The organism is Salinispora sp. CH2A1_6 (assembly GCF_056820975.1).
On the sequence record NZ_JBXEDG010000001.1, the window covers coordinates 962,069 to 988,483 of the forward strand.

Annotated in this window: 22 protein-coding genes; 13 read left to right on the forward strand and 9 right to left on the reverse strand. The window is 71.3% G+C overall.

Annotation, left to right across the window (positions count from 1 at the left end):
- Positions 1–837 precede the first annotated feature (837 nt).
- Positions 838–2,670, forward strand: a complete 1,833-nt coding sequence (locus AC1UKG_RS04555; protein WP_482641816.1) for a hypothetical protein — start codon at positions 838–840, stop codon at positions 2,668–2,670.
- Between the two features lie 124 nt (positions 2,671–2,794).
- Here the strand turns inward: AC1UKG_RS04555 and AC1UKG_RS04560 are convergent, their stop codons facing one another.
- Entirely contained in the window at positions 2,795–3,403 is a 609-nt protein-coding gene (locus AC1UKG_RS04560) for a hypothetical protein (RefSeq protein ID WP_482641926.1), read from the reverse strand.
- Between the two features lie 56 nt (positions 3,404–3,459).
- On the opposite strand from AC1UKG_RS04560, the gene AC1UKG_RS04565 reads away from it, so the two are divergent.
- Positions 3,460–3,978, forward strand: coding sequence for an acyl-CoA thioesterase (locus AC1UKG_RS04565; RefSeq protein WP_018742072.1), 519 nt, complete (start codon positions 3,460–3,462; stop codon positions 3,976–3,978).
- A gap of 164 nt (positions 3,979–4,142) precedes the next feature.
- Positions 4,143–6,140 carry an acetoacetate--CoA ligase gene (locus tag AC1UKG_RS04570; RefSeq protein WP_018742073.1) on the forward strand — a complete coding sequence of 666 codons (1,998 nt, stop codon included), beginning with the start codon at positions 4,143–4,145 and terminating at the stop codon, positions 6,138–6,140.
- A gap of 48 nt (positions 6,141–6,188) precedes the next feature.
- Here AC1UKG_RS04570 and AC1UKG_RS04575 read toward each other — a convergent pair whose 3' ends face one another.
- Positions 6,189–6,878 carry a TIGR03089 family protein gene (locus AC1UKG_RS04575; RefSeq protein WP_018814571.1) on the reverse strand — a complete coding sequence of 230 codons (690 nt, stop codon included), beginning with the start codon at positions 6,876–6,878 and terminating at the stop codon, positions 6,189–6,191.
- 150 nt (positions 6,879–7,028) lie between these two features.
- Between AC1UKG_RS04575 and AC1UKG_RS04580 the strand changes: the two genes are divergently transcribed.
- Together AC1UKG_RS04580 and AC1UKG_RS04585 are read left to right on the forward strand one after the other, a co-directional pair.
- Positions 7,029–8,174, forward strand: coding sequence for a glycosyltransferase family 4 protein (locus AC1UKG_RS04580; protein ID WP_026271512.1), 1,146 nt, complete (start codon positions 7,029–7,031; stop codon positions 8,172–8,174).
- Between the two features lie 55 nt (positions 8,175–8,229).
- Positions 8,230–9,327, forward strand: coding sequence for a sugar phosphate nucleotidyltransferase (locus tag AC1UKG_RS04585; protein ID WP_018814572.1), 1,098 nt, complete (start codon positions 8,230–8,232; stop codon positions 9,325–9,327).
- Here the strand turns inward: AC1UKG_RS04585 and AC1UKG_RS04590 are convergent.
- Complete coding sequence (locus AC1UKG_RS04590; protein ID WP_018742077.1) at positions 9,296–9,895, reverse strand: NUDIX domain-containing protein; 600 nt, start codon at positions 9,893–9,895, stop codon at positions 9,296–9,298. The genes AC1UKG_RS04585 and AC1UKG_RS04590 overlap by 32 nt on opposite strands.
- A 64-nt stretch (positions 9,896–9,959) precedes the next feature.
- Between AC1UKG_RS04590 and AC1UKG_RS04595 the strand changes: the two genes are divergently transcribed.
- A complete protein-coding gene (locus tag AC1UKG_RS04595) occupies positions 9,960–10,982 on the forward strand; it encodes a hypothetical protein (RefSeq protein ID WP_482641815.1) in 1,023 nt (340 codons plus the stop codon).
- Between the two features lie 47 nt (positions 10,983–11,029).
- Here the strand turns inward: AC1UKG_RS04595 and AC1UKG_RS04600 are convergent, their stop codons facing one another.
- Positions 11,030–12,118 (reverse strand): coenzyme F420-0:L-glutamate ligase, encoded by a 1,089-nt coding sequence (locus tag AC1UKG_RS04600; RefSeq protein ID WP_018742079.1) that lies wholly within the window; start codon positions 12,116–12,118, stop codon positions 11,030–11,032.
- Entirely contained in the window at positions 12,115–13,062 is a 948-nt protein-coding gene (gene cofD, locus AC1UKG_RS04605) for a 2-phospho-L-lactate transferase (protein ID WP_026325074.1), read from the reverse strand. Before cofD ends, AC1UKG_RS04600 begins: the two co-directional genes overlap by 4 nt.
- Before the next feature lie 99 nt (positions 13,063–13,161).
- On the opposite strand from cofD, the gene AC1UKG_RS04610 reads away from it, so the two are divergent.
- The 3 genes from AC1UKG_RS04610 to AC1UKG_RS04620 all read left to right on the forward strand — a co-directional run bounded on the left by AC1UKG_RS04610 (position 13,162) and on the right by AC1UKG_RS04620 (position 17,534).
- On the forward strand, positions 13,162–14,031 hold the full coding sequence (locus AC1UKG_RS04610; RefSeq protein WP_026325075.1) for a hypothetical protein: 870 nt from the start codon (positions 13,162–13,164) through the stop codon (positions 14,029–14,031).
- A gap of 91 nt (positions 14,032–14,122) precedes the next feature.
- On the forward strand, positions 14,123–16,633 hold the full coding sequence (locus AC1UKG_RS04615; RefSeq protein ID WP_482641814.1) for a bifunctional FO biosynthesis protein CofGH: 2,511 nt from the start codon (positions 14,123–14,125) through the stop codon (positions 16,631–16,633).
- Between the two features lie 643 nt (positions 16,634–17,276).
- Entirely contained in the window at positions 17,277–17,534 is a 258-nt protein-coding gene (locus AC1UKG_RS04620; protein ID WP_018729648.1) for a WhiB family transcriptional regulator, read from the forward strand.
- Between the two features lie 78 nt (positions 17,535–17,612).
- Here AC1UKG_RS04620 and AC1UKG_RS04625 read toward each other — a convergent pair whose 3' ends face one another.
- On the reverse strand, positions 17,613–18,062 hold the full coding sequence (locus AC1UKG_RS04625) for a metallopeptidase family protein (protein ID WP_018742082.1): 450 nt from the start codon (positions 18,060–18,062) through the stop codon (positions 17,613–17,615).
- 151 nt (positions 18,063–18,213) lie between these two features.
- On the opposite strand from AC1UKG_RS04625, the gene AC1UKG_RS04630 reads away from it, so the two are divergent.
- Positions 18,214–18,588 (forward strand): DUF3499 domain-containing protein, encoded by a 375-nt coding sequence (locus tag AC1UKG_RS04630; RefSeq protein ID WP_033662533.1) that lies wholly within the window; start codon positions 18,214–18,216, stop codon positions 18,586–18,588.
- A 468-nt stretch (positions 18,589–19,056) separates the two neighbouring features.
- On the opposite strand, the gene AC1UKG_RS04635 is transcribed toward AC1UKG_RS04630, so the two are convergent.
- From AC1UKG_RS04635 to AC1UKG_RS04645, 3 genes are read right to left on the reverse strand one after another with little or no spacing between them, the layout of a single operon-like run.
- Positions 19,057–19,416 carry a DUF779 domain-containing protein gene (locus AC1UKG_RS04635; RefSeq protein ID WP_018742084.1) on the reverse strand — a complete coding sequence of 120 codons (360 nt, stop codon included), beginning with the start codon at positions 19,414–19,416 and terminating at the stop codon, positions 19,057–19,059.
- Positions 19,416–20,921 (reverse strand): acetaldehyde dehydrogenase ExaC, encoded by a 1,506-nt coding sequence (exaC, locus tag AC1UKG_RS04640; protein WP_018729652.1) that lies wholly within the window; start codon positions 20,919–20,921, stop codon positions 19,416–19,418. The genes AC1UKG_RS04635 and exaC overlap by 1 nt, the downstream gene beginning before the upstream one ends.
- A gap of 40 nt (positions 20,922–20,961) precedes the next feature.
- A complete protein-coding gene (locus AC1UKG_RS04645) occupies positions 20,962–22,242 on the reverse strand; it encodes a GAF domain-containing protein (protein WP_018742086.1) in 1,281 nt (426 codons plus the stop codon).
- A gap of 75 nt (positions 22,243–22,317) precedes the next feature.
- Here AC1UKG_RS04645 and AC1UKG_RS04650 point away from each other — a divergent pair, with 75 nt between their 5' ends.
- The 3 genes from AC1UKG_RS04650 (at position 22,318) to AC1UKG_RS04660 (ending at position 26,384) form a co-directional block, all read left to right on the forward strand.
- The gene (locus AC1UKG_RS04650; protein ID WP_018814577.1) at positions 22,318–23,757 is read left to right on the forward strand and encodes an aldehyde dehydrogenase family protein; all 1,440 of its coding nucleotides are present in this window, start codon (positions 22,318–22,320) and stop codon (positions 23,755–23,757) included.
- 128 nt (positions 23,758–23,885) lie between these two features.
- Positions 23,886–24,902, forward strand: coding sequence for a hypothetical protein (locus AC1UKG_RS04655; protein WP_482641813.1), 1,017 nt, complete (start codon positions 23,886–23,888; stop codon positions 24,900–24,902).
- Between the two features lie 96 nt (positions 24,903–24,998).
- The gene (locus AC1UKG_RS04660) at positions 24,999–26,384 is read left to right on the forward strand and encodes a phosphomannomutase/phosphoglucomutase (protein ID WP_482641812.1); all 1,386 of its coding nucleotides are present in this window, start codon (positions 24,999–25,001) and stop codon (positions 26,382–26,384) included.
- The last annotated feature ends 31 nt before the right edge of the window (positions 26,385–26,415 follow it).

Genomic DNA, 26,415 nt, shown 5'->3' on the forward strand with positions numbered 1-26,415 from the left:
TGGATGGTCACTGGCCATGAGGTTGGTGGCGCCCCTCGTCGGTATACCTCGGGTTGGCGGCAGTGCCGTGGTCGGACCTCCCACGCCCTGCGTCACCAGGTTCCGCCAGTTCCGGCCCGCTGGTCGGGCCGCAGGTGGCCTGCTGGGGGCCGACGAGGCCTCCCCGCCCGCTCCGCGGCCTCCGCCTCGGGTTGTCCCGGCCGGCGTCGTTCCGACCGTTACGGAGAGAGGGCGCGGCACCCGCGGCCAGTAATCCCGGCCGGCGCCACGATGTAGGGTCCCGGAATGTGTTGCGGCACTCGGTTCTGAAGGCGCCGGTGGTGGCACCGGCGCGCTGACAGTGATGTGTCATTCCCCTAACTGGTCGACAATATCTGTAGTTTTGGCGGCGGTGGTCGACCGAACGGGCGAGGCGCGGCATCCAACCTGCTTCTTGGCTTGCGTCCTCCACTGCTCACTTGCATAGTCGCTTTACGGTTTTGCGCCGCATTGTTAAGGGGGAAGACATGGTAAATATTCGTTTTTCGTCATGACCGGGAACGGGCTGGATGCCGGCGCTAACGCGGTGTCGCTCGTCCGGCATGTGACTCACGTGGTGTCCGCCAGTCACGCGGTGCGGCGGCGGTCGCACAGCTCTGCCTGCATCGGGATGAAGCCGGAAGTATCGTTGGCCTGTCGCCGAACATCGGGACGGCAGGGCGAAAGAGTTCTGATTGGCGTCGCCGTGTGGTGGCAGGTGACCAACGCTCCGTTAACTAACCGTCGTGAACGGTAGACCGTGGCGATTGGCGATCTTGAGGCTCGTTGTAACTTGCACCGGTAGGGAGGGTGGAATCGATGGGGCGGTTGCGCTTTCCGGAGGTGGCCGCCGGCGCTGTCACCCCGCCGTCGAAGGTGTACAGGGTCACCTCCGAGGCGCAGGCGAGCGAGCTTGCCCACCGGTTGCTGACGCCGGGGCGAGGGTGGCCGGTCGCGGTGCTCACCCTGCCCACCGGCTATGACGAGCCGTTCGGTGATCCCGACGCGCTGAAGGAGGCGGTCGGGGACCTGGCTGAGGTGGTGCTCATGCCCACGAGCGATGTCTCATGGGCATTCTCGCGGGTGATGCCGCCGATGACCCAGGTCTACGGCGGTGCGGGCCGGGTGTACCCGGTCGATCACGGCTGGGTGCTTGACCCTGTCCGCAGCAGGTTGCGGTTCGCCTACTCCCCCCAGGACCGTCGCCGCATCACCGAACAGTTGATCAGCGACGCGCTGCAGGCGGCGCTCTCGGCCGGACTGGTCGAACCACGCCCCCGTCCCGGGGCTCAGCTTCGGTCGGGCCGGGTGCAGGGCCTGATCGGATCTCGCGCGCTGGTGACGTTGGACGACCTGGCGGTGGCGACCGTCTGGGAGGAGTTGACGGTCCCCGGTGTCGCCCTGGATCAGCTACTCACCAAGGGTCAGCCGGTTACGGGCAGCTATGACCAGGTCTCGCGTCGTCTGGACCTGCGAGCGGCGCTGCGTTTCGTCGACAGCGCCAGCGCCCTGGCAGCCGTTGGCGAGGCGTACCAGATTGATGATGTGGTGCTGGTTGAGGTGGTGGTGGTGGCCGACGAGGCTGTCACCGTGCGGCTACTGCCGGGGCTGACCGTCGAGGTCGGCCGGGAGGCGGTCACCTCCAACCCGAACGACCGGCTCAGTGGTCTGTTCAGTGTGGGGGAGGTCGTCGCCGGTCGTCTCGTCACCCTCAAGCCGCTGTCGCTGCGGTTCGACGACATCGACGATGCGGAGACGGCGAAGCCTGCACCGAGTCTGCTCCCCGACGGGCCTCCCTGGCTACGTCCGCCCGACCCGCGGCCCGCAGCGGTACCGACGCCTCGACCACCGGAGCCCTCGCTGCCACCGGCCGCGTCACCGCAGCCGGTCGTACGGCGGGTGCCGTCGCGGCAGCCGACGCCGCTGGACGTGGCCCGACGGATTCCCCCGGTTCAGCAACCGGCGCTGGCGCGCCCAGCCGACACTGTGCCAGCGGCGGCGCAGGACCAGGTCGCGCAGCTGAGCAGGGAGTTGGCAGTCGAGCGGGCGACTCGCAGGTCGATCGCCGACGAGTCGACGGCTCTGCGTTTCCGAGCTGCCGAGCTGGAGGCCGACCTGGCCCGGGCGACTGGAGTGATCGAGCAGCTACAGACCCGCTACCGCGGTGCCGACCTGGCTCGGCAGCGGCTGGTCAAGCAGCTCCGGAGCGCGCAGGACCGCGCCGATCAGCCGCCAGCCGCGGAGGCGGCACTCTTCCTCGATCCGGAGGAACAGTTCCGCTATGAGGTCACCTGTGAGTGGACGCAGCGCGTTCCCGCCGCGGAGAAGGCCGACCGGCGGCTCGCCCCGTACGTTCTGGCTCCCGGCTTCCTGGAATCCCTGGAACAGCTGGAGGGCATCAGTCGGACGAAGGTCGTGACCGTCGTGGTCGAGGTGCTCACCGGTCAGGTCCAGCACCTTGCCGGGCGTGACCTGCACCAGATCCGCACCGGCCGGGCCGGCAGCCGCTACGCGCGCCGCGCTGACGGTGCGACCAGCTGGCGGGTGGCCCTGCAACGGGAGTCGGCCGCCGCGCGTCGCCTGCACTACTGGCGTACCCAGAGCGGCTACGAGCTCTCCCGCGTCGTTCACCACGATGACTACCGCCCCTGACGAACCCGCTCGCCACCCTGCGGCGATCGACCGGGCCGGAGAGCCGGCGGTCTCGACCGCGCCGGGGAGATTCCCACGCCCCGTTCGCGGGGGCTGGGTCGGGGCGTGGGACTCGCGGAGTCGGTCAGCGCCCGGTGGCGGTCGGCTGCCGGTAGTTGCCCCGCGGCGGAGTGGACCAGGGGGTCTCGCCACCGGTCTGCTGGGGTAGTGCTTCGGACGGGTCGGACCTCGGGTTGCCCAGGACCGGCTCGGTGCTGTCCCGCTCCGGTGTCGGCGGCCAGTCGCCGAGCGGGGTGTCCGACGGGTTCGGGTTCTCCGCCGTTCTCGGTTCCGCCTCGGTCGTCGGCCACTGCCGCCACCGTTGGCCGCTGAAGCCGGCGACCAGCAGCAGGAGGCCGATCAGGAAGAGCGTCCCGTTCTCCAGCGGCAGCCGTAGCGGTAGCGGGTCGCCGAGGACCTCCCAGTCGGCCGGGATGCGGTTGCGGACGGCGAAGGGACTGACGGCCAATACCAGGTACGGGGTGGCGAGCAGCAGCCCGGCGACGATCGGGCCGATCGGTGAGACGCGCAGAGTGCCGAGGAGTCCGAGCAGGACACCGCCGACGAACAGCCAGACCGCGGGCTCGATCAGATTGGCCGAGTTGAACCGATCGATCTCCACCCAGCGATCAACGGTACGCGCCGATCCATCCTGACCGAGAGTAACCAGGATCCACGTGACGGGTGCCACCACGAGACCCGCGAGGAAGCTCCATAGATGTCGCATCCGCGCACCGTACCGTCTCCGATATGAGTGAGTACCCCGCCACCACCGCACCGGGCCGGCCGACCGCATACTCCAGGGTCACGCTGAGTCGAATCATGACTGCCGTCGATGTGAACCTCTACGGCACCGTGCACGGCGGGGTGTTGATGAAGTTCGTGGACGATGTCGCCGGGGCCGCCGCCGCCCGGCACAGTGGCGGGACGGCGGTGACCGCGGCGATCGACGAGATCGTTTTCTCCGAGGCGGTGCGGGTCGGAGACCTGGTGCACGCCTACGCCCAGGTCAACTGGGCCGGGCAAACCTCGATGGAGGTCGGGGTGCGGGTAACCGCCGAACGGTGGGACTCGGCCGAGGGGACGCCGGTGCGGGTCGCCACGGCGTACCTCGTCTTCGTCGGTGTAGATGTCGGCGGCAGCCCACGGCCCGTCCCACCGGTGTCCCCGGAGACCGTCGCGGACCAGCGGCGCTTCCGGGAGGCGGAGATCCGGCGGGCGCACCGACTCGCCCGCCGGCGGGCGATCCAGGCGCACCGGCACGGCTGAGTCGTCGCCTTCCCGATCGGTGGAAAGCGATGGCGGCGCAGCGCGGCGCCAAGTCCCCGTGCCGGCGATCGTCCGGGCCCGGGTTGCGGCGTCGGCACCCCGGGGTAGGGCAAGATGGCGCCACGGCCGGACAGCGTTGTGCCGGGCCGAGGGAGGGTGGAGCGATGGGTGAGGTGCTGTGGACGCCGCCAGCGGACGTGCGTGAGCGGTCCCGGATCGGGACCTACCTGCGTTGGCTGAGCACACATCGGGGGCTTGACTTCGCCGACTACGACGAACTGTGGCGCTGGTCGGTCACCGACCTGCCCGCCTTCTGGCAGTCGATCTGGGACCACTTCGAGGTCGTGTCGCACACCCCGGCCACGGCCACGCTCGCCGAGCGAACCATGCCCGGTGCCCGCTGGTTCCCCGGCGCCACCCTGAACTATGCGGAGAACGTGCTACGGACGCCAGGCCGGGGCGACGCCGACCCGGTGGTGATCGCCCACGGGCAGACCCGGCCGCCGGTCACCCTCTCCGCCGCCGAGCTGCGGGAGCAGGTCCGTCGGGTCGCCGCCGGGCTACGCCGGCTCGGCGTCGGCGCGGGCGATCGGGTGGCCGCGTACGCGCCGAACATTCCCGAGACGTACGTGCTGTTGCTGGCCACCGCCAGCCTCGGCGCGATCTTCTCCTCCTGCGCACCGGAGTTCGGCACCCGGAGCGTGACCGACCGCTGGCAGCAGATCGAGCCGAAGGTCCTGGTCGCCGTTGACGGCTACCGCTATGGCCAGAAGCCGATTGACCGGCGGGCCGAGGTGGCCGCCATCCGCGCCGCACTGCCGTCGCTGTCGCACACCGTCGGCATCGCGTACCTCGATCCGGCCGGCCCTCCGCCGGCGGACACGATCGCCTGGGCCGATGTCGCCGCGCCCACCGACGAGCCACTCACCTTCACCCCGGTGCCCTTCGATCACCCGCTCTACGTGCTCTACTCCTCCGGCACGACGGGCCTGCCCAAGCCGATCGTGCACGGCCACGGCGGCATCCTGCTCGAGCATCTGAAGATGCTCGCCCTGCACCACGACCTGGGCCCGGCGGACCGGTTCTTCTGGTTCACCACGACCGGCTGGATGATGTGGAACTTCCTCGTCTCCGGGCCGGCCGTGGGGGCGGCGATCGTGCTCTTCGACGGCGACCCGGGCTATCCCGACCTGGGCACGCTGTGGCGGCTGGCGGAGCGCACCGGCACCACCTACCTCGGTACCTCGGCGCCGTTCCTGCTGGCCTGCCGCAAAGCCGGGCTGGTTCCCACCGAGTTCGCCGACCTGTCCGCCCTGCGTGCGGTCGGCTCCACCGGCGCGCCCCTGCCCCCCGAGGGCTTTCACTGGGTCTACCGGAACGTCGGTGCCGCCCTCCAGCTCCAGTCGCTCTCCGGCGGAACCGATGTCTGCACCGGCTTCGTCGGCGGGACGCCGCTGCTGCCGGTGCGGGCGGGCGAGATCGCCTGCCGGGCGCTCGGGGCGAAGGTGGAGGCGCGCTCCGGCGACGGCACCCCGGTCACCGGTGCGCTGGGCGAGCTGGTGATCACTGAACCGATGCCGAGTATGCCGGTCGGGTTCTGGGGCGACACCGACGGCAGCCGCTACCGGGAGGCGTACTTCGACCGCTACCCCGGCGTCTGGCGACACGGCGACTGGATCACGATCAACTCGTGGGGCGGCTGCGTCATCACCGGCCGCTCCGACGCGACGTTGAACCGGGGTGGGGTTCGCCTCGGCACCGCCGAGTTCTATTCCGTCGTGGAAGGGCTGGACGAGGTTGTCGACTCCCTCGTCGTGCACCTGGAGGACGCCGAGGGCGGCGCTGGTGAGCTGCTCCTGTTCGTGGTGCTCGCCGGGGGCGTGGAGTGGGATGACGCGCTGCGGACGCGGATCTGCCGGGAACTGCGGACCGCCCTGTCGCCCCGGCACGTGCCCGACGAGATCCATCCGGTCGGAGCCGTACCGCGGACCCTGTCGGCGAAGAAACTCGAGGTACCGGTCAAGAAGATCCTGACCGGTACCCCGGTCGACTCGGCGGCGGCCCGGGGTGCGCTGGCCAACCCGGAGTCGCTGACCGCATTCGCCGGTCTGGCCCAGCGCCGAGCCAGCCACGACGACACCGCCGGCGGGCGAGCCCGGTGACGGCGGCCCCCGGCTGGGGCTAAGGCCCGGACGGCACCGACCGTGGGATCAGGGCAGGGTGAGGGTGGTCCGCTCGGCGACGGCCCGGGCGCCGAGGCGACTGGTGTCGGCGTGTGCGACCAGGACCGTGGAGGCGTTCGCGGTCAGCGGGGCCAGGAGCCAGTCGATCGGGTCCGGGTAACGGTCAACGTCGATCAGGACCCGCGTGCCGGGGGTGAGCCCGAGGTCCGCGGCGCGCGCCGCCGCCCGGGCGGCCAAGTCCGCCTGGATCGGCCCACCGGGTGCGGGCGCCCCGAAGTGGTCGCCGTGCGTCCGTACCTCGGACGCGAAGTCGGCGTACCCCGGTGGTACCTCCCGCAGCGGCCGGGCGAAGGGGTCCAGCGCGAGTAGGTAGCGGTCCCCGGCGTCGATGCGGTCCGCCTCGGCCAGCCGGCCGGTGGCGACGAAGAGAACGTCCACGTCGTCCGGCGGGTCAGCCACCGTGAGGCCAGCCGACCAGCAACCGAGCAGCACGGCGGCGGTCTGCCAGTGCGGGGGCAGGAGCGCGCCGGCGGTATCGCCGGGTGCGAGTCCCACCCCGTCGACCAGCAGGTTGGCGGTCTTGGCCACCCAGTTCGCGCAGGTCGCGCCGGAGAGTTCGGTACGTTCGCCGGTGTCGTCGTCGTACCAGGTGAGCAGCGGTCGGGTCGGATCGGGTGCGATCGCGTCGGCGAGGACCCGGGCAAGGTTGTCGGCCATCAGCGCGAACGATACGCGCCCACCGCCCGGGGCCGGGGCGACGACGACTTGGCTCGGCGCCGGGTCGCAGTCACCGCCCGGGCGTGGGTGCGGCGTAGGCTTACGGCGAAAGTGTCGTACCCCACACCCCCGAGTGCAAGGAGTCGCCCCTTGACTGCCGGCAGCCCGCCCCGTGTGCTCATTGACGCCACGAGTGTTCCCGCCGATCGTGGCGGCGTCGGTAGATACGTCGACGGCCTCCTCGGCGCGCTCGGGAAGGTCTGCGGCACCGGCGTTGACCTGGTCGTGGTGAGCCTTCGGACGGACCTTGAGCGCTATACCCGGATGTTGCCCGGTGCCGAGATCATTCCCGCCCCGGCCGCGGTGGCGCACCGACCCGCGCGGCTCGCCTGGGAGCAGACCGGCCTGCCGCTGCTCGTCCAGCAGGTCGGCGCCCAGGTGCTGCATTCGCCCTTCTACACCTGTCCGCTGCGGGCGGGCTGTCCGGTCACCGTGACCGTGCACGACGCCACCTTCTTCACCGAGCCGGAGCACTACGACAAGTCACGTCGCACCTTTTTCCGCAGCGCCATCCGGACGTCGCTGCGCCGCGCCGACCGGTTGATCGTGCCCAGCAAAGCCACCCGGGACGAGCTGATCCGACTGCTGGACGCCGACCCGACCCGGATCGATGTCGCCTACCACGGGGTTGATCACGCCGCCTTCCATGCCCCGAGCGCCGAGGAGAAGGCCCGGGTCCGGGCCCGGCTGGGGCTTGGCAGCCAGAGCTACATCGCGTTCCTCGGTGCCAAGGAGCCCCGCAAGAACGTTCCGAACCTCATTCGGGGCTGGGCGCGGGCCGTGGCGGACCGGCACCAACCGCCGGCCCTGGTGATCGCCGGGGGGCAGGGGCACGACGACGAGATCGATCGCGCGGTCGCCGAGGTGCCGTCGCACCTGCGTCTGCTCCGCCCCGGCTACCTGCGCTACGCCGACCTGCCGGGCTTCCTCGGTGGGGCCCTGGTCGCCGCCTACCCGTCGTACGGCGAGGGGTTCGGCCTGCCGATCCTGGAGGCGATGGCCTGCGCCGCCCCGGTGCTGACCACGCCCCGGCTCTCCCTGCCCGAGGTGGGCGGCGAGGCGGTCGCGTACACCAGCGAGGCGTCGGATCAGATCGCCGCCGACCTGGTCGCGTTGCTCGACGACGAGCACCGCCGGCTGGCGCTGGCCCAGGCCGGTTTCGACCGGGCCAAGGAGTTCACCTGGCAGTCCAGCGCCGAGGTGCACCTCGCCGCCTGGTCGAGGGCCCGGTCGTGAACGCGGCGCCTGTTCGGCTAACCCTGCGGCCTCAGTCGATCGATTCAGGCAGAATGTGCGGGTGATCTACGCCGTCATCCCGGCGGGTGGCAGCGGCACCAGGTTGTGGCCGTTGTCCCGCGCCGGGCATCCAAAGTTTCTTCACCAGCTCACCGGCTCCACCGCGTCGCTGCTACAGGCGACCGTGGAGCGGCTCGGTCCGCTGGCAACACCGGAACACACCTTTGTGGTCACGGGCACGGCACACGCCACCGCGGTGGCCCGCCAACTGGCTCGGTTGCCGGAGCAGAACATCCTGGTCGAGCCATCCCCGCGGGACTCGTGCGCGGCGATAGCACTGGCTGCCGCGGTGATCGCCCGCCAGGAGCCGACCGCGGTGATGGGTTCGTTCGCGGCGGACCACCTGATCGGTGACCCGGCCGCGTGGCGGGATACGGTGCGCCAGGCAGCCCGGGGCGCCGAGCAGGGGCTGTTGATGACGGTGGGGATCACCCCGGCGTGGGCGGAGACCGGCTACGGCTACCTGGAAACCGGCGAGCCGACCGGGGACGGGTCGCCGCGGCCGGTGGTCGAGTTCAAGGAGAAGCCGGACGCCGATGTGGCGGAGGCGTACCTTCGGTCCGGGCGGCACCTCTGGAACGCCAGCATGTTCGTGTGGCGGGTGGATGTCTTCCTCGCCGAGTTGGCCCGACAGCAACCGGCGCTACACGCGGGCGTACTCGAGATCGCCGCCGCCTGGGGCACCGAGGAACAGGACGAGGTGCTCGGCACGGTGTGGCCGACGCTGCCGAAGATCTCGGTCGACTACGCGGTGATGGAGGGGGCGGCGACCGCGGGCCGAGTGGCGACGGTCCCCGGCGACTTCGGCTGGAACGACGTCGGCGACTTTCATACCCTCGGCGAGGTTCTGCCGGCGGACTCGGCCGGCAACATGGTCCTGGGCGCGGAGGCGAAGCCCGGTGTCCTGTTGCGGGACAGCACGAACCTGGTGGTTGTCCCGCACTCGGGCCGGCTCGTCGCGACGGTCGGAGTGCATGACCTGATCGTGGTCGACACCCCGGACGCGTTGCTGGTCTGCCCGCGCGCCCGTGCCCAGGACGTGAAGCAGCTCGTTGACGAGCTCAAGGAGCGGGGTGAAGCGGGGCTCGTCTGAGTGCCGCCAGCGCCGGCGTGACCAGCTGGGCGGTGCCGCCGGCCAACGGCGTCGGCAGCTGCTCCGGTGGGAACCAGCCCAGCTCCTCTGACTCCTCGCTGACCTGTGGGCGTGCGCCGGGCGGAGCGAGGACGGCGAAGCGTACGTCGTGGTGAAACGAGCCACCCTGGCAGCTGACCGCGTGAATGTCCACGTCGATCGGCACCGGATCGATCCGCAGGCCGGTCATGCCGGACTCCTCGGTCGCCTCCCGCAGCGCCGCCGCGGCCAGCGTCGAGTCGGCGGGCTCACAGTGCCCGCCGAGCTGCACCCACTTGCGGAACTTGCCGTGCAGGCAGAGCAGCACCCGGGAACCGGTGGCGTCGAGCACCAGCGCGCTGGCGGTGACGTGGCCGGCCCGGTGCGTCCGGCTCATCGCCTCCGGTCCGGCGGCGAGCAGGTCCAGCGTGCGGTCCCGGGCCTCGGCGGCGGCCACCGAGGTGGGCGTCCAGCCGCGCAGCACGGTGAGAGCGTCGGTGTGCAGGGCGGGATTGGGTGGCGAGTCGACGTGCGGCTCGGGCGTTGACAAGGGCCCTCCTCGGCGTTCGGATGCGCCCGCAACCCTACGTGTGCGGTGTTCGTACGCTTGGCTGGTGACTCTGCGACTCCTGGAATTCGTGGTCGGCGACAACGAGGCCAGTGACCTGCTCCCGGTGCGCTCGCCGGTGCTGCTGCGCGCCCACGGTGCCCGGCGTGGCTTCTGGACGGTGCTGGACGAGGGCCCGGTCGAGCAGTGCCTCGCGCTGCTCCTGGAGCGGGACGACGGCACCTGGACGGCTCAGCACGTGACCGGCGACGCCGGAGCCGAGAACGGCCGTACCGAGGACGGCGAGGCGTTGGCCCACCACGACGGGTGGGTGTATGTCTTCGGGTCGAAGGCCGGCCCGCTGCGTCCGCGGCGGGCGTTCGTGGCCCGGTTCCGTGAGCAGGACGCGGCCTCTGGCACGCTGCCGGTACAGGTGGTACGCAACCGGTTCCGGCTCCACCGGGCGGTGAACGACGCCCTCCTCAAGGCCCCGTTCACGCCGCTGCCGCCGGGGGAGCAGGTCCGCTCCCGGTTCATCGGCGCCACCGTGGCGCGGGGGACCGCCCGGTCCAAGGGTTGGGTCGAGCGGCTGGCCGCCGACGATCTGCCGATGAACGTGGAGGCGGTCGCCTTCACCCCGGCCGGCACGGCGCTGCTCGGGCTGCGGTTCCCGGTCACCGCCGAGGGGGACCCGATTCTGGTCGAGCTGGCCGGGGTGCCCCGGATGTTCGCGCCCAGTCCGATCTGGCCGGCGGCGGTGGGCGCGTACGTGCTGACCGGCGTGACCCCACCCGGCGCGCTGGCCGGCTTCCGGGCGATGGCACCCGCCGCGGACGGCGGCTACGCGGCGGTGATCGGTTCGATCGACGCGCTCGGGAAGGGCTCGGTGCTGCTGGCCGACCACCCGGCAGGTGGGGAGGTGACCTCCCGGCACGTCCGCTTTCGACTCCCGGGCCAGGGGCACCGGGTCCCTGGCGAGTTGGTCGCCGACCTCGCGCCGTTTCACCACGTCGAAGGGCTGGCCGAGCTCGACGGGAGCCGGTTCTACGTCACCGACGAGGACCACCGCATCGCGCTCTGGGTGGGCTGACCCGGCTGGGCCGCGGGGCGGCTGCCCGTGGCCCGGTACCACCGACCCTAGAGCGCCAGGGCCGCGGTGGCGGAGGTGCCGGGCGGGGGCGGCAGCAGGGTCGACGGCAGGCCCTCGGCGGCCAGGGCGGCGCGCAGGCGGTGTATGTCCGCGCCGAACCGGACCAGCCCGAACGGGTCCACCGGAGTCGGCGGGGCGACGAGTAGCAGGGTGTTCGCCGTGGTCGGCCAGCCCGGTACCGTTCCGGCCAGCTGGTCGTAGGTCGCCGGGTCGGTGACGTGGGTGAAGATCGTGCCGGGGGCTACCGTCGCACGGACGACGGCGATCGCCCGGCCGATCGCGGCCGGATCGGGTGGCGTCGCGCCGGTTCCGTTCGGCAGGGCGGCGGCCTCGGCCAGCCCGGCGGCCCGCGCCTCGGCGGTGCCGAGCGAGAACAGGTCCAACGACGAGTCCCGGATCAGGGCCCTGGCCCCGAGTCCGTCATCGGCCCGCGGGGTGGTCGGGTAGCCGCGTACCACCGCGACCGGTACCTGGTCACACTTGCCCTTGACCAGTTCGCCGGCGCCGGCCAGTTCGTCAACCACCGCCATCTGGGTGAGTTCCAGCTCGTTGCCGTACGGGTCGACCTCACCCCGGTGGTCGTGGACGGCATCGAGGCCGGCGACGCCGAGCGCGACGTCGGTGAGCCCGTTGCGCCATGGCCGTCCCATGGTGTCGCTGATAATGACCGGCACATCGAGGCCGTACCGCTGTCGTAGCGCGGCGCGCAGCGCCCGGGCGGAGGCGTCCGGGTCAACCGGGAGCAGCACCAGGCGGGTCTTGTCGACGTTGGAGGCGTCGATACCCGCGGCGGCCATCACAAAGCCGTGGTGGGTTTGGACGATCCGGGTCGCGCCGCGGGCGGCGACCACCCGCGCGGTCTCCGTAGCCAAGACCTCGGCCCGAGCCTCGAGCCGCTCCGGCCCATCGGCCGGAACATCTACCAGTCGTCCCTCCGCCTTCGAGACGACCTTGCTCGTCACCACCAGGATGTCGCCGTCGCGTAGCCACGGCGCCGCACTGACGATCATGGCGGCCAGGTCGTCGCCTTCGGACACGTGGCCGATGCCGCGCACCGGCATGATCTCCAGGTTCACATCAACCCCACCGCGGCCTGGACCATCGCCGTGGTCGCCGCTTCGTCTGTCATCCGCAACGGCGCCGCGTGGACCGTCACCCCCGGCACCACCGTCGCCGCATCCTCCTCGGCCACCAGCCAGCCGTCGAGCAGGCCGCCGCTGGCCCGTCCACCATAGAGGCCACCTACCCCGGCGGCGCTGCACTCGATGCCGAGCACGGCCAGGCACCGGTCGGCCATCCCGCGGACCGGGGCGGCGCCGATGATCGGGGACACTCCGATCACCGGTGCGGGACCCGCCACGACCGCGTCCCGCACCCCGGGAACGGCCAGAATCGGGGCGATGCTCACCACCGGGTTGCTCGGTGCGATCAGCAGCAGGTCCGCCGCGGCGATCGCCTCGGTCACTCCCGGCGCCGGCTTCGCGTCCTCCGCGCCGACGAAGACGAACCGGTGGGTGGGAGGCTCGGCCCGGTGCCGTACCCACCACTCCTGGAAGTGGATCGCCCGCTGGCCGCCGTCGAGGTCCACCACCGCGTGGGTCTCCAGGCGGTCGTCGGTCGCCGGCAGCAGGCGTACGCCGGGCTCCCAGCGGGTGGCCAGCGCGGCGGTGACCTGGTGCAGGGGGTAGCCGGCAGTAATCCTGGTGGTGCGGACCAGGTGGGTGGCGAGATCCCGGTCGCCCAGCCCAAACCAGGTTGGCTCCGCCCCGTAGGCGGCCAGCTCCTCCCGCACCGTCCAACTCTCCGCGACCCGTCCCCAGCCACGCTCTGGGTCGGCGCCGCCGCCCAGCGTGTACATGACGCTGTCCAGATCCGGGCAGACCTTCAGGCCGTGTAGATACAGGTCGTCGCCCACGTTGACCACGGCGGTCACCTCGGCGCCGATCGCCCGGGCGTAAGCCCGCACCCCGAGCAGGAACCGGGCGCCGCCGATTCCTCCGGTCAGAACCACGATGCGCATGTCGTCCATCCTCGCCTACCCGCCGCCTCCGGGATCCGGGCCACCCGGGAGACTAGGCTCACGTCGGCAGTTGTCCGAATCCGTTCGAAGGGGGATACCGTGACCAGCCCTGTCGAACCGGCGCCCACCGAACCAACGCCGGCCCGTCAACTGACCCGGCCGTTGCGTGAACCAGCGGCGTTCGTGCTCCTTGGTGCGAATGCCCTCCTCCTCTTTGTCGGCCTGCTCCGGCTCATGACCTCGGCTACCGCTGCCGCCGGGCGTGCCGGCAGTGCGGCTGCCGCATTTACCGGCATCGAGGCGGTCGTCCTGCCGTTACTGGCGGTCCTGCTCGCCACGCACCTGCACCCGGTGCTTCCCCGGGCGAAGCTGATCACCCAGGTGGCGTTGGGTCAGTACGCCTTCAGCGCCTTCTTCGGCGCCCTGACGTTCCTGATCTGGTTCGTTGACCGGCTGGTCTCGGCGGAGCTGCTCATCGCCTTCCTGGGGTTCTTGAGCCAGCTGGCCGGGCTGGGGCTGCTGCTGCTGGCCGGGTTCCCGGTGTATCAGATCTGGCGCCGGCTCTACTACGTGCCCAAGCCCAAGCCCCAGCCCGGGGTTTACGGCGCTCCCCAGCCGGGCTGGCCGGCTCCGCCCCCCGGTGGGCAGCCGGGAGCTCAGCCCGGTTGGCCCGGCCCCGGCCAGGGTGCAGGCTGGCCGGGGCAGAGCGCGGGTTGGCCCGGTCCCGGGACCGGCGGTTGGCCCGCCCCCGGCCCGGGCGCGAGCTGGCCCGCTCCGCCCCAGTCTGGTGCCGTCTACGGCCAGTCCACCGCGCCGCCCGGCGGGGCGTCCCCGCCGGGCCCGCCGTTCGGGCAGCCACCGTCGGTGGAACCGACCCAGGCCATTCCCCGCCAGCCGGTTGAGCCTCCGGCGCCCTCCGCCGACGAGGACCGCACCCGGCGTATCAATCCGTCCGACAGCCCCGACTGACCGTGTCGGTTGCGGCCCGCGCGGTGGCCCGGCCCACGGAGTGATCAAACCGGCAGAGCGAGGAGTCGGGTGGAGCGCCTACGCTGAGCGGATGGTTGATCGCACGGAGCCGGTCCCGACCGAGGCGAGTGTGCGGCGGGCGTTGCGTCGAGCGGCGTCCGGGCGGGCGCTGGACACCGACGAGGCGACGGCGCTGCTGAGCGCGCGCGGTGCCGCGTTGGACGAGTTGTTCGGGGTCGCCGGGGCAATCCGGGACGCGGGGCTGCGCGCGGCCGGGCGGCCGGGGGTGGTGACGTACTCGAAGAAGGTTTTCATCCCACTTACCCGACTCTGCCGGGATCGGTGTCACTACTGCACCTTCGCCACGGTGCCGCACCGGCTGCCGGCGGCGTTCCTCGACCGCGACGAGGTGCTGTCGATCGCCCGGCAGGGCGCGGAGCTCGGCTGCAAGGAGGCACTGTTCACCCTTGGCGACCGGCCGGAGGAGCGCTGGCCGGCGGCGCGCCAGTGGTTGGACGAGCGTGGCTACGACTCGACCCTTGACTATCTGCGCTCCTGCGCGGTGGCCGTGCTGGAGGAGACGGGTCTGCTGCCACACCTCAACCCCGGGGTGCTCAGCTGGTCCGAACTGCAGCGGCTGAAGCCGGTCGCGCCGAGCATGGGCATGATGTTGGAGACCACCGCGACCCGGCTGTGGTCATCCCCGAAAGGCCCGCACTACGGCTCGCCGGACAAGGAGCCGGCCGTTCGGCTGCGGGTGCTCGAGGACGCGGGCCGGGTGAACGTGCCCTTCACCACCGGTGTCCTCATCGGGATCGGGGAGACCCCGGCCGAGCGGGTCGAGGCGCTCTTCGCGATCCGCCGGTCACATCGGGAGTACGGCCACCTCCAGGAGGTGATCGTGCAGAACTTTCGGGCCAAGCCGGACACGGCGATGCGCGGGATGCCCGATGCGGAGCTGCACGATCTCGCCGCCACCGTGGCGGTGGCCCGGGTACTGCTCGGTCCCCAGGCTCGCCTCCAGGCGCCACCGAACCTCATCGCGGGCGAGTACGACCTGCTGCTGCGCGCCGGCATCGACGACTGGGGCGGCGTTTCGCCGTTGACCCCGGACCACGTCAACCCGGAGCGGCCCTGGCCGCAGCTCGACGAGCTGTCCCGCCGCACCGAGCAGGCCGGGTTCGCGCTGCGGGAGCGGTTGACGATCTACCCGGAGTACGTTCGCGCCGGTGACCCGTGGCTCGACCCGCGCCTGCTGCCGCACGTTGCGGCCCTCGCGGACCCGGCGACCGGGCTGGCGGTGCCCACCGCCCGTCTGACGGGGCGGCCGTGGCAGGAGCCGGACGAGGCCTACGGCGGGCGGATCGACCTGCACACCACCATCGACACCACCGGCCGTACCACTGATCGGCGGGGCGACTTCGACCAGGTCTATGGCGATTGGTCGATGGTGGCCGATCGGGTGGGCGCCGGAGCGACCGCCGGAGTCGGCGACCACGACCTGCGGGCCGGTCTGGGCCTCGCCGCCGACGATCCGGCGTCGCTGCTGGAACCCGGGCAGACCGCGGCGGCGCTGGCGCTCTTCGCGGCGGATGGTGCGGCGTTGGACGAGCTGTGCCGGATCGCCGACGAGGTACGCCGCGACGCGGTCGGCGACGACGTCACCTACGTGGTCAACCGCAACATCAACTTCACCAATATCTGCTATGTGGGCTGTCGCTTCTGCGCCTTCGCGCAGCGCGAGCGGGACGCCGACGCGTACCGGCTCTCGGTTGACCAGATTGCCGACCGGGCCGAGCAGGCGTGGCGGGCCGGGGCCAGCGAGGTCTGCCTCCAGGGGGGCATCGACCCGAGGCTGCCGGTGACGGCCTACGCCGACCTGGTGCGGGCGATCAAGACCCGGGTGCCGGGGTTACATGTGCACGCGTTCTCCCCGATGGAGGTCGTCACCGCGGCGGGTAAGGCGGGCGTGTCCATCCGGGAGTGGCTGACCGAGCTGCGGGAGGCCGGACTGGACACCATCCCCGGCACCGCCGCCGAGATTCTTGATGACGAGGTGCGCTGGGTTCTCACCAAGGGCAAGCTGCCGACGGCCGCCTGGGTGGAGGTGGTCACCACCGCGCACGAGCTGGGGATCCGGTCCAGCTCCACGATGATGTACGGGCATGTTGACCATCCCGCGCAGTGGCTTACCCACTTCCGCGTGTTGGCCGACACGCAGGACCGGACGGGTGGTTTCACCGAGTTTGTTGCGCTGCCGTTCGTGCACACCAACGCCCCGATCTACCTGGCCGGTATCGCTCGTCCGGGGCCGACCTGGCGGGAGAACCGGGTGGTGCACGCGATGGCCCGGCTGCTGCTGCACGGTCGGATCCACAACATCCAGTGCTCGTGGGTGAAGTTGGGCGACGAGGGCAGCGCTGAACTGCTCCGTGGTGGCTGCAACGACCTGGGCGGCACCCTGATGGAGGAGACGATCTCCCGGATGGCGGGCTCGGGCAACGGTTCGGCCCGGACCGAGGAGCAACTGATCGCGATCGCGGCGGCGGCCGGGCGGCCAGCACGCAAGCGAACAACCGGGTACGGCCACCGAGCCGGGTAGCGTGCGATTCCCCGCCGCCGTGGACCAGTCCGCCGGCGGCGGACTGCTCGATTCCCGTCGGTCCCGTCATCCCACCGGTCACCTCGGTCGCGGTGCCACGTGCTGGGACTCCCCCGGCAGGTGCCAGTGGTTGCTGTCCATGGTGTACCAATTCTCGAATTCCCTTTTCGGGTCGGCGATCCCATGGACTGTCGTTATTCGAGGCCGAATCTCGGTCCGGCCAGAAGTTCACTCCCTGGACAGGTTCTGGTGCTCCCCGGGCACCCCGGCGGTGGGTGTTGCGGCGGCGGGATAGCCTGGGCCAACCAAGATCAATGTGCTGGTTCGACGTGCTGGCTCGATGGGTTCCGGTGCCGCGCCACGGAGAAAAACTCCGGCAACTCGCCGGGGCGGGCGTTACCCGGCGGGGGTCTGAATCGGTAGGGCAGGTTGCGAGGCTCGGGAGGCCGGAGGGGTCGGACCGGGCGATGCTTGGAGGGCATTCCCAATATCAAGTTTGGCTTGACGGCGCACGTAGGACACACGTGTAATTTGACTTGGGGTTGTTCGCGAAATGTTACTAATCGGTACCGGACGGACAGCACGCCTTTCGCGTGGGGGGTTGCAGCGGCGACGACGCCGGTGCGCGACAAGGAGGCATTGAATGGACGGCCAGCTCGAGGCGGCCGACCTGCTCGGAAACGCCCCGGAGTGGCAGGAGCGGGCGCTCTGCTCGCAGACCGACCCGGAGGCGTTCTTCCCCGAGAAGGGCGGCTCAACCCGTGAGGCGAAGCGGATCTGCACCCGCTGCGAGGTCAAGACCGAGTGCCTCGAATACGCGCTCGGTCACGACGAGCGGTTCGGCATCTGGGGTGGTCTCTCTGAGCGGGAGCGTCGCCGGCTCAAGCGGCGTGCGGCCTGACACCAGGTGGGATCCGGGGTGGTGGGGGCTGCCCCGGATCGAAACCCCGGGGCCGGCTTCGGTAGGCCGGGGCCGGGCTCAGGCCAACTCGTCCGGGTCGGCCCCGAGCAGGTTTGCCACCTGTTCGATGATGACATCATGGACGAGGTCCGCCAGGTCCTCTCGGTCCATCGCCCGAAACTCGAGCGGCCGGCGGTAGAGGACGATCCGCGGCGGCATCTCCTGACGGCCCGGGCGCCCCGGTAGCAGGCGGGCGAGGGGCACCGCGCCGTCCTCGAGGACGTCGGTGTCGTAGACGTTCAGCTCCGGCGGCACATCCTCCACCGCGAACTCGACGCCGGCCAGTTCCTTGGCGAAACGCCGCTCGAGCGTCTCCACCGTGTCTAGCACCAGTTCGTCGAAGACCTCGGCCTTGGTCCGCGCCAGCGGCACCGTCGCGGGCACCAGGCGGCCGCGCAGGCCGCGCCCATGCCGGTCGCGCCGGCTGCGGCGGCCGGTGCCGGGGCGGCGGTGTTCCGGGCTTCCCATGGGCCCAGCGTAGTACCCGATCCGTGCTGGCTCTCGGTAGCGGTGGCGCGCTGGCGCGCCGAATCCGAACGGACGAAATGTGATCACCAAGACGGGCGTGTCGGGTCGCGAACCGGTGCGTCGAAGCCGGTATTGGAGATACCCTGCCGCGGTGAGGTCACCACGGCGCTGCACCCGAAACGGCTGCCCCCGGCAAGCAGTCGCCACGTTGACCTATGTCTACAACGAGTCCACCGCTGTGGTCGGCCCGCTGGCCGCTTTCGCCGAGCCGCACACCTACGACCTCTGTGAGCCGCACGCGCGCAGCCTGACCGCGCCACGGGGCTGGGACGTCGTCCGGCACGAGGGGGAGTTCGAGCCCCCACCGCCGACGACGGACGACCTGGTCGCCCTCGCCGAGGCAGTCCGTGAGGCGGCGCGTCCGGTCGCTCCTCGGCCGCCGGATGACAGCAGCCACGATCCGGCGACCCCGACGTCGTCCACGGGGCGGCGCGGTCACCTCCGCGTGATTCCCCCCAGCCACTGACCGCTGCTCTCACCCTCGTAGCGCGGTGCGGCTGCAGCCGGGACCAGGCCTCCTGGGTGGCGAGACCGCGCAGGAGGACGGTGCGGTGGGGGCGCGTGGCCGGGCGTGGTGGTCTGGTGGGTGAGTGGGGTTGTGCCCGCGCCCGATGCCGCCCGTCCCAGAGCCGAGGGACCCGACCGTCGGGCGCGGCTGGTACCGCGATCAGTCTCCTGTGGTGTCTCACTGGTCGTGTAGGTGGGGCAGCTCGACAGCGGTGGTGTAACCCTGCCTGTCGTTGTTGACCCGGTCTCTCGGCCAGCCGTTCCCCACCCTGTGTCAACGCCGGCTCCAGTGCCTCAGGCGGAGCCGACAACGTGGTCCGTGGGTGCTCGATGCGGTGCCTCAGGGCTCCGAGCTGTGATCCCAAGCAGGTCCTGGGCCCGGGTCCCAAGCAGGTCCTGGGCCCTGGTCCCGAGCCGGGCCACCGCCTTATGCGTGATCGGGGCGGGCGAGGGTGGAGCGAAGGAGGAAACGCAGGCCCTCCGGGGCCTCCAGGGAGAATCCGCTGCCCCGGCCGGGAACCACGTCGATCGTGAGTTTCGTGTGCTGCCAGAGGTCCCACTGGGCGCGCGAGATCCAGAATTCGACTGGCTCTGGCACGCCGTCCACCGTCAGCGCGGCCAGCTGAATGTCCGACGAGCCGGTGCGGAACTCCCCGGCGGGATAGCACATCGGTGCGCTGCCGTCGCAGCAGCCACCGGACTGGTGGAACATCAATGGCCCGTGCTGCTCCCGCAGCGACCGGATCAGCTCGGCCGCTGCGGGGGTCACGGCTACCAGGTCACTCATCAGAAGAAGCCCAGCTTCTTCGGGGCGTAACTGACCAACAGGTTCTTGGTCTGCTGGTAATGGTCCAGCATCATTTTGTGGTTTTCTCGGCCGATTCCGGACTGCTTGTACCCGCCGAATGCGGCGTGTGCGGGGTAAGCGTGGTAGCAGTTCGTCCAGACCCGCCCTGCCTGGATAGCCCGTCCTGCCCGGTACGCCGTATTAATGTCCCGGGTCCAGACGCCGGCACCGAGTCCGTACAAGGTGTCGTTGGCGATCTTCACCGCATCGTCGAGGTCGGCGAAGGAGGTCACCGAAACCACCGGGCCGAAGATCTCCTCCTGGAAGATTCGCATCGAGTTGCTGCCCTCGAAGATCGTTGGCTCGACGTAGTACCCGCCGGAGAGCTCACCGTCCAGCTGCGCCCGTGCGCCACCGGTCAACACCCGGGCGCCTTCCTGCCGGCCGATGTCCAGATAGGAGAGAATTTTCTCGAGTTGGTCGTTGGACGCCTGCGCGCCGACCATGGTCGCGCTGTCCAACGGATGCCCCGGCCTGATCTCCCGGGTCCGCGCGACGGCCGCCGCCAGGAAGTCGGCGTAGTGGCCCTGCTGGATCAGCGCCCGCGAGGGGCAGGTGCAGACCTCGCCCTGATTCAGGGCGAACATGGTGAACCCCTCGAGCGCCTTGTCGCGGAAGTCGTCCGGCGCAGCGCTGACATCGTCGAAGAAAATGTTCGGGCTCTTACCACCCAGCTCCAGGGTGACCGGCTTGATGTTCTCGCTGGCGTACTGCATGATCAGCCGCCCGGTCGTGGTCTCGCCGGTGAACGCCACCTTGGCCACCCGGGGCGAGGACGCCAGCGGCCGACCCGCCTCGACCCCGAACCCATTGACGACGTTGACCACCCCCGGTGGCAGCAGGTCGGCCACCAGGGACAGCAGGTAGTGGATCGACGCGGGCGTCTGCTCGGCGGGCTTGAGCACCACCGCGTTGCCGGCGGCGAGCGCCGGGGCGAGCTTCCAGGTCGCCATGAGCAGCGGGAAGTTCCACGGGATGATCTGCCCGACCACACCGAGCGGCTCATGGAAGTGGTACGCGACGGTGTCATCGTCGATCTCGGCGAGGGAGCCCTCCTGAGCCCGGATCACGCCGGCGAAATAGCGGAAGTGGTCGATCGCGAGCGGAATGTCGGCGGCGAGTGTCTCGCGGATCGGTTTGCCGTTCTCCCAGGTCTCCGCGATCGCCAGGGCCTGCAGGTGCTCCTGCATCCGGTCGGCGACCCGATTGAGGACCAGGGCGCGGTCGGCGGCCGGAGTGCGTCCCCAGGCCCCGGCGGCGCCGTGCGCGGCGTCGATGGCCCGCTCCACGTCCTCCGCGGTACCCCGGGCCACCTCACAGAAGGGCTGCCCGGTCACCGGGGTCGGGTTCTCGAAGTACCGCCCCCCGTGCGGCTTGACGTACTCGCCACCGATGAAGTGGTCGTAGCGGGACTGCCAGTGGGTGGGCGCGTCATAGCGCGTCATGGGTACCTCCGCCGTCAGCGAGGAGTGGACGGCGTCGACCCTATTTTTCTCGACGTTGCAGGGACGTTGCACGGCGGACGCCGTACTCCCGGGCGAGCTGCCGGGCCCGCGCCAGGGCGAGCGGCCGGCGTGGGGCGCCCGGCGGCAGTACCCGCGCCAGGAGCTCCCAAGCGGTCAGGTCGTCGGTGCCGGCGGGGGTCGCGGTCCAGGAGACGAGCAGCGCCGGGTCCGCGGACGCCAGCACGGCCGCACGGAGTTGTCCGTCAACCAGCCGGCGCAGCCGGGCCACTCCCGGCGCCTCCGAGCCGGGCAACAGGCTCCCGGAGTACGCGTCGATCCCTCCCGCCGGATCGCCCCGTTCCAGCCGGTCGGTGACAGTACGGAAGTCGGCGCGTACCCGGCAGCGCAGTCGGTACGGGCGGGAGTCGAGCAACTCCGGGCCGAGTACGCGGCGCAGCCGAGACAGCTCGGCCCGGAGCGTGACAGGGTGCAGCCGGTGCTCGCCGTACAGGTCGAGGGCGAGCTGCTCCCCGGTGCGTCCCTCCGGGTGGTCCACCAGCAACACCAGTAGTTCGCTGTGCCGCCGGCCCAGCCGAATCCGGCGGCCGCCCACCCGTAGCTGGGCCTCGTCCCGGCCGAGCGCGGCCACCTGCACGACGTCCGGCTCGACCGGTGTCATCCCGGCCAGGAACGCCTCGGCGGCCCGGGCCGTGGCCCGGACCAGGGCCAGGCTCTGCGGAGTGGCGAGGTGATCGCCGCCGGTGATGTCGACCGCCCCGAGAATCCGACCGGTGGCCGGATCATGGATCGGCGCGGCGGCGCAGGTCCAGCGCTGGACGCGGCGGCTGAAGTGTTCGGTGGCGAAGATCTGCACGCTGTGGTCCATGGCGAGAGCGGTGCCCGGCGCGTTGGTGCCCGCGTGCGTCTCGTCCCAGCGGGCCCCGGGCACGAAGTTCATCTGTTCGGCCCGGCGCAGTACGCCCGCGTGTCCCTCGACCCAGAGCAGCCGGCCGTGGGTGTCGCAGACCGCCATCAGGTGCGCGCCGTCCTGGGCGATCCCACCGAGCAGGTCCCGGAAGATCGGCAGCACCGGGGCCAGCGGGTGCGCGGCGCGGTAGCTCTCCAGCAGGTCGCCAACGAGGTCGACGGGCGGGGTGGCCTCCGGGTCGAGGGGCATCGACCGTTCCCATGACCGGCGTACCACCTCCCGTACCCGCTGCGGCGTCGCTCCGGTGAGAAAGGCCGCGTGGGCGGCAGCCACCTGCGCGATCCGCTCCGCCGGATCGACGCCGATTTCCAGGGCGAGCCACGGGTCAGCCATGGGTGACCTCCTGGCGCCCATCGTGACGCAGCTCATCCCGGATCGCCAAGCGGTGCCTCGTCTAGGCTGCTTGATGTGGACTCCGTAGCCTTCCATGTCGCCTCCCGCCCCGCCCACGGTGAGCGGGAGCTGACCGTGCGCCATCCGTACGACGGCCGTCTTGTCGGGCGGACCACCTTCGCCACCGGCGATCAGGTTGAGGCCGCCGTCGCGGCGGCAGCCGCGGTGGCCCCGACCGCCGCGACCCTCCCCGCCTACCGGCGCGCGGCGGCCCTGGAGCACGTCTCCCGGCGGCTCGCCGAGCGGGCCGACGAGGTGGCGGCACTGATCACCGCGGAGAACGGCAAGCCGGTGAAGTGGGCGCGCGCCGAAGTGCAGCGGGCGCTCGCGACGTTCCGGTGGGCCGCCGAGGAGGCCCGGCGCTTCTCCGGGGAGTTGCAGCGCCTGGACACCGACCCCGCCGCCGTCGGCCGGCTGGCTCTGGTGCGGCGGACACCGCGGGGCCCCGTGCTGGGGATCTCCCCCTTCAACTTTCCGTTGAACCTGGTGGCGCACAAGGTCGCGCCAGCGATCGCGGTCGGCGCACCTATCGTCGTCAAACCGGCCCCGGCCACTCCGCTGTCCGCGCTGCTCCTCGGTGAGCTGCTGGCCGAGACCGACCTGCCGGAGGGCATGTTCTCGGTACTGCCGCTCCCCAACGAACAGGCCGCCGGCCTCGTCGCCGACCCGCGGCTGCCGGTCGTGTCGTTCACCGGCTCCGGCCCGGTCGGCGCGGCTATCCGCCGGTCGGTACCGGAGAAGCACGTCACCCTGGAGCTGGGTGGCAACGCGGCCGTGGTGATCTGCGAGGACTGGAGCACGGAGGAGGATCTGACCCACGCCGCGCAGCAGATCGCGACGTTTTCGAACTACCAGGCCGGCCAGTCCTGCATCGCGGTGCAGCGGGTCTACGTGCACGAGTGGCTCTACGACGGGTTCCTGCCCCGGTTGGTCGCGGCGGTGCAGGCGCTGCGCACGGGCGACCCCTCGTCCGAGCTGACCGAGGTGGGTCCGCTGGTCTCGGAGTCAGCCGCCCGCCGCGTCGAGGCGTGGGTGGACGAGGCGGTCGCGGCGGGCGCCACCATCGAGGTTGGTGGGCGCCGGGTCGGGGCCGCGTTCCCGCCCACGGTGCTGTCCGGGGTGCCGAGGGACGCCAAGGTCAGTGTCGAGGAGGTGTTCGGGCCGGTGCTGGTGGTCGCCCGGGTGAGCACCGACGACGCCGCGTTCGCCGCGGTCAATGACTCGGCGTACGGGTTGCAGGCGGGCGTCTTCACCCACCGGCTGGATACCGCTTTCCGTGCCGCACAGGTGCTGGAGGTGGGTGGGGTGATCGTCGGGGACGTGCCGTCGTACCGGGCCGATCAGATGCCGTACGGCGGGGTGAAGGACTCTGGCGTCGGGCGGGAGGGGGTCCGCAGCGCGATGGACGACTACACCGAACCCCGGGTCCTGGTCCTCACCGGGATCGCCGGTTAGGTCTGCGACGGCCTGGTCGTGCCGCCGCGTCGGCTGACGGTGCGGGGGTGCGGGACGCCGTCGGGCCACGTGTCGTCGGCTCGCGGTAGTAGCCTGACCGGCGAGCCAGGGCGGGGAGGAACGGCGGGGTGATCATGGCGGTGTGGCGGTCCACGGCACGGCTCGCGGCGGTCTGCGTGGGTGCTGGCACCCTGCTGGCGCTCGGTGTGTCGCCCGCGTTGGCCGCCGAGGACACGGTGCGGGTCAGCGCGGCCGGGAGGTTCAAGGCCGGTGATTCGGCGGAGGAGGTCGCGGTCGAGGTACGCAAGCGCACCGAGGGCTGCGTGCAGCTGCGCGTTGGGCTCGCCCTCTACCTCGACGGCCTCCGGGCGGATCAGGTGCGGGCGCAGGTCAATGCCGGGGGCAGGTGGCAACCGGTGGAGCTGTCCGCCGGCCGGGGCGGGGTGGCTACCGCCGCGACGTCACCAGAGAACCCGCAGCTCTGTAAGGGCAAGCGCGTCAAGCTGCAGTACGAGGTGGCGTTCGCCGCGGACACGGTGGACGGGCAGCTCACCGTGGTCGGTGAGGCCGTCAGCACGGACGGCCAGGTGATCGGTCGAGATTCCGACTCCGCCAAGGTGACCGGCGGTAGCCCCGCCGGCGCTCCGACGTCCAGCGCCGCGCCCGTGCCGACCGTCGCGGCGACGGAGGCCGCCACCGCGGCGGCGTCAACGGCCGTTGACGCGTTAACCGATCCGGGGGGTGCCGCGGACAGCGCGGCACCGGCTCGGTCGTCCGGTGGTTCGGGCTTCCTCTACGCCGGCCTGGCCATGGTCGCGGTCGGCGTCGTCCTGATCGTTCTGCTGGTCCGGCGGTTCCGGGAGGACCGGTCGGTCCCCGCCGGTGGCACCCACCCCGCGGGGGTCGGGTTTTCCGGCCCCGGTCAGCCGCCGGTCCCCGGGCGTCCGGCGACGCCGGGCCTGTACGGCAGCCCGGCAGCGCAGCGCCCTAACCCGGGGCTGTACGGCGGCACCCACCCCGACGGCGCACCGTCGGTGTCGGGCGTACCCGGCACCCCGCCGGTGCCCCCAATTCCCGGCCAGCGCGGGCTGGCCGCGCCGGCGCCGGACGACCGTACCCGGTTCATCCCCCGGTTGCCGGACTGAGCTAGATACCCTCAGCTCTTCGGCTGGGCCGGAGTGATCCTCCGTGCTCCGATACGCTCAGGCCGTTGACGACGCCAGCGCGAGGAGCGGAGCACGGTGACTGACCTGTCCCAGATCGTGAAGGCCTACGACGTGCGTGGGGTGGTGCCGCACCAGTGGGACGAGCAGGTCGCCGCGGCGCTCGGTGCCGCCTTTGCCCAGGTTCTGAACGTTGGCGGGGAGTCCGGCGACGCGGTGCTGATCGCGCACGACATGCGGGACAGCGGCCCCGGGCTCGCGGCAGCCTTCGCCAGCGGAGTCCGGGCCACCGGCCGGGCGGTCATCGAGCTGGGCCTGGCCTCGACCGACATGCTGTACTACGCCTCTGGGTCGCTCGACCTGCCGGGGGCGATGTTCACGGCGAGTCACAACCCGGCCGAGTACAACGGCATCAAGATGTGCCGCGCGGGAGCCCGCCCGATCGGGCAGGACAGTGGCCTGGCGGAGATCCGGGCGCGGGCCCAGGCGCTGCTGGAGGCGGATGATGCCCGGCCGGCGGGTTCGCCGAGCGCACCGGCCCAGCAGCGCGATCTGCTCACGGACTACGCGGCGTACCTGCGCAAGCTGGTTGACCTGACCCGGATTCGACCGTTGAAGGTCGTGGTGGATGCCGGTAACGGCATGGGCGGCTACACGGTCCCGACGGTGCTCGGCGATGCCGCGCTGGCAGCGTTGCCGCTGGAGATTGTGCCGCTCTACTTCGAGCTGGACGGCACCTTTCCCCACCACGAGGCGAACCCGCTGGATCCGAAGAACCTGGTCGATCTGCAACGGGCGGTGCGGGCCGGGGGGGCGGACCTCGGCCTGGCGTTCGACGGCGACGCTGACCGCTGCTTTGTGGTGGACGAGCGAGGGGAGCCGGTGTCCCCGTCGGCGATCACCGCGCTGGTCGCCACTCGGGAGCTGGCCAAGCACCCCGGCTCGACGGTGATTCACAACCTGATCACCTCGGCTGCCGTGCCGGAGATAATCCAGGAGAACGGTGGGCAGCCGGTCCGGTCCCGGGTTGGGCACTCGTTCATCAAGGCCGAAATGGCCAGGACCAATGCCATCTTCGGCGGTGAGCACTCCGCGCACTACTACTTCCGGGACTTCTGGTTCGCCGACACCGGGATGCTCGCCGCGATGCACACGTTGGCAGCACTGGGCGAGCAGTCGTTGCCGCTGTCGGTGCTGGCCGGAGAGTACGAGCGGTACGTCGCCTCCGGCGAGATCAACTCTACGGTGGAAGACCAGGCGGCGCGGGTGGCCGAGGTACGGGCCGCGTACCCGGACGCGGAAGTCGACGAAACCGATGGCCTCACCCTGCGTTTCGCCGACCGTGCCTGGTTCAACCTACGGGCCTCCAACACCGAGCCGTTGCTGCGGCTCAACGTCGAAGCCCCGACCCGGGAACGCATGGCCTCGCTCCGCGATGCGGTGCTCGACCGGGTTCGCCGATAAGATCCCGTGCGCCGGTCGGGCGCCACCGACC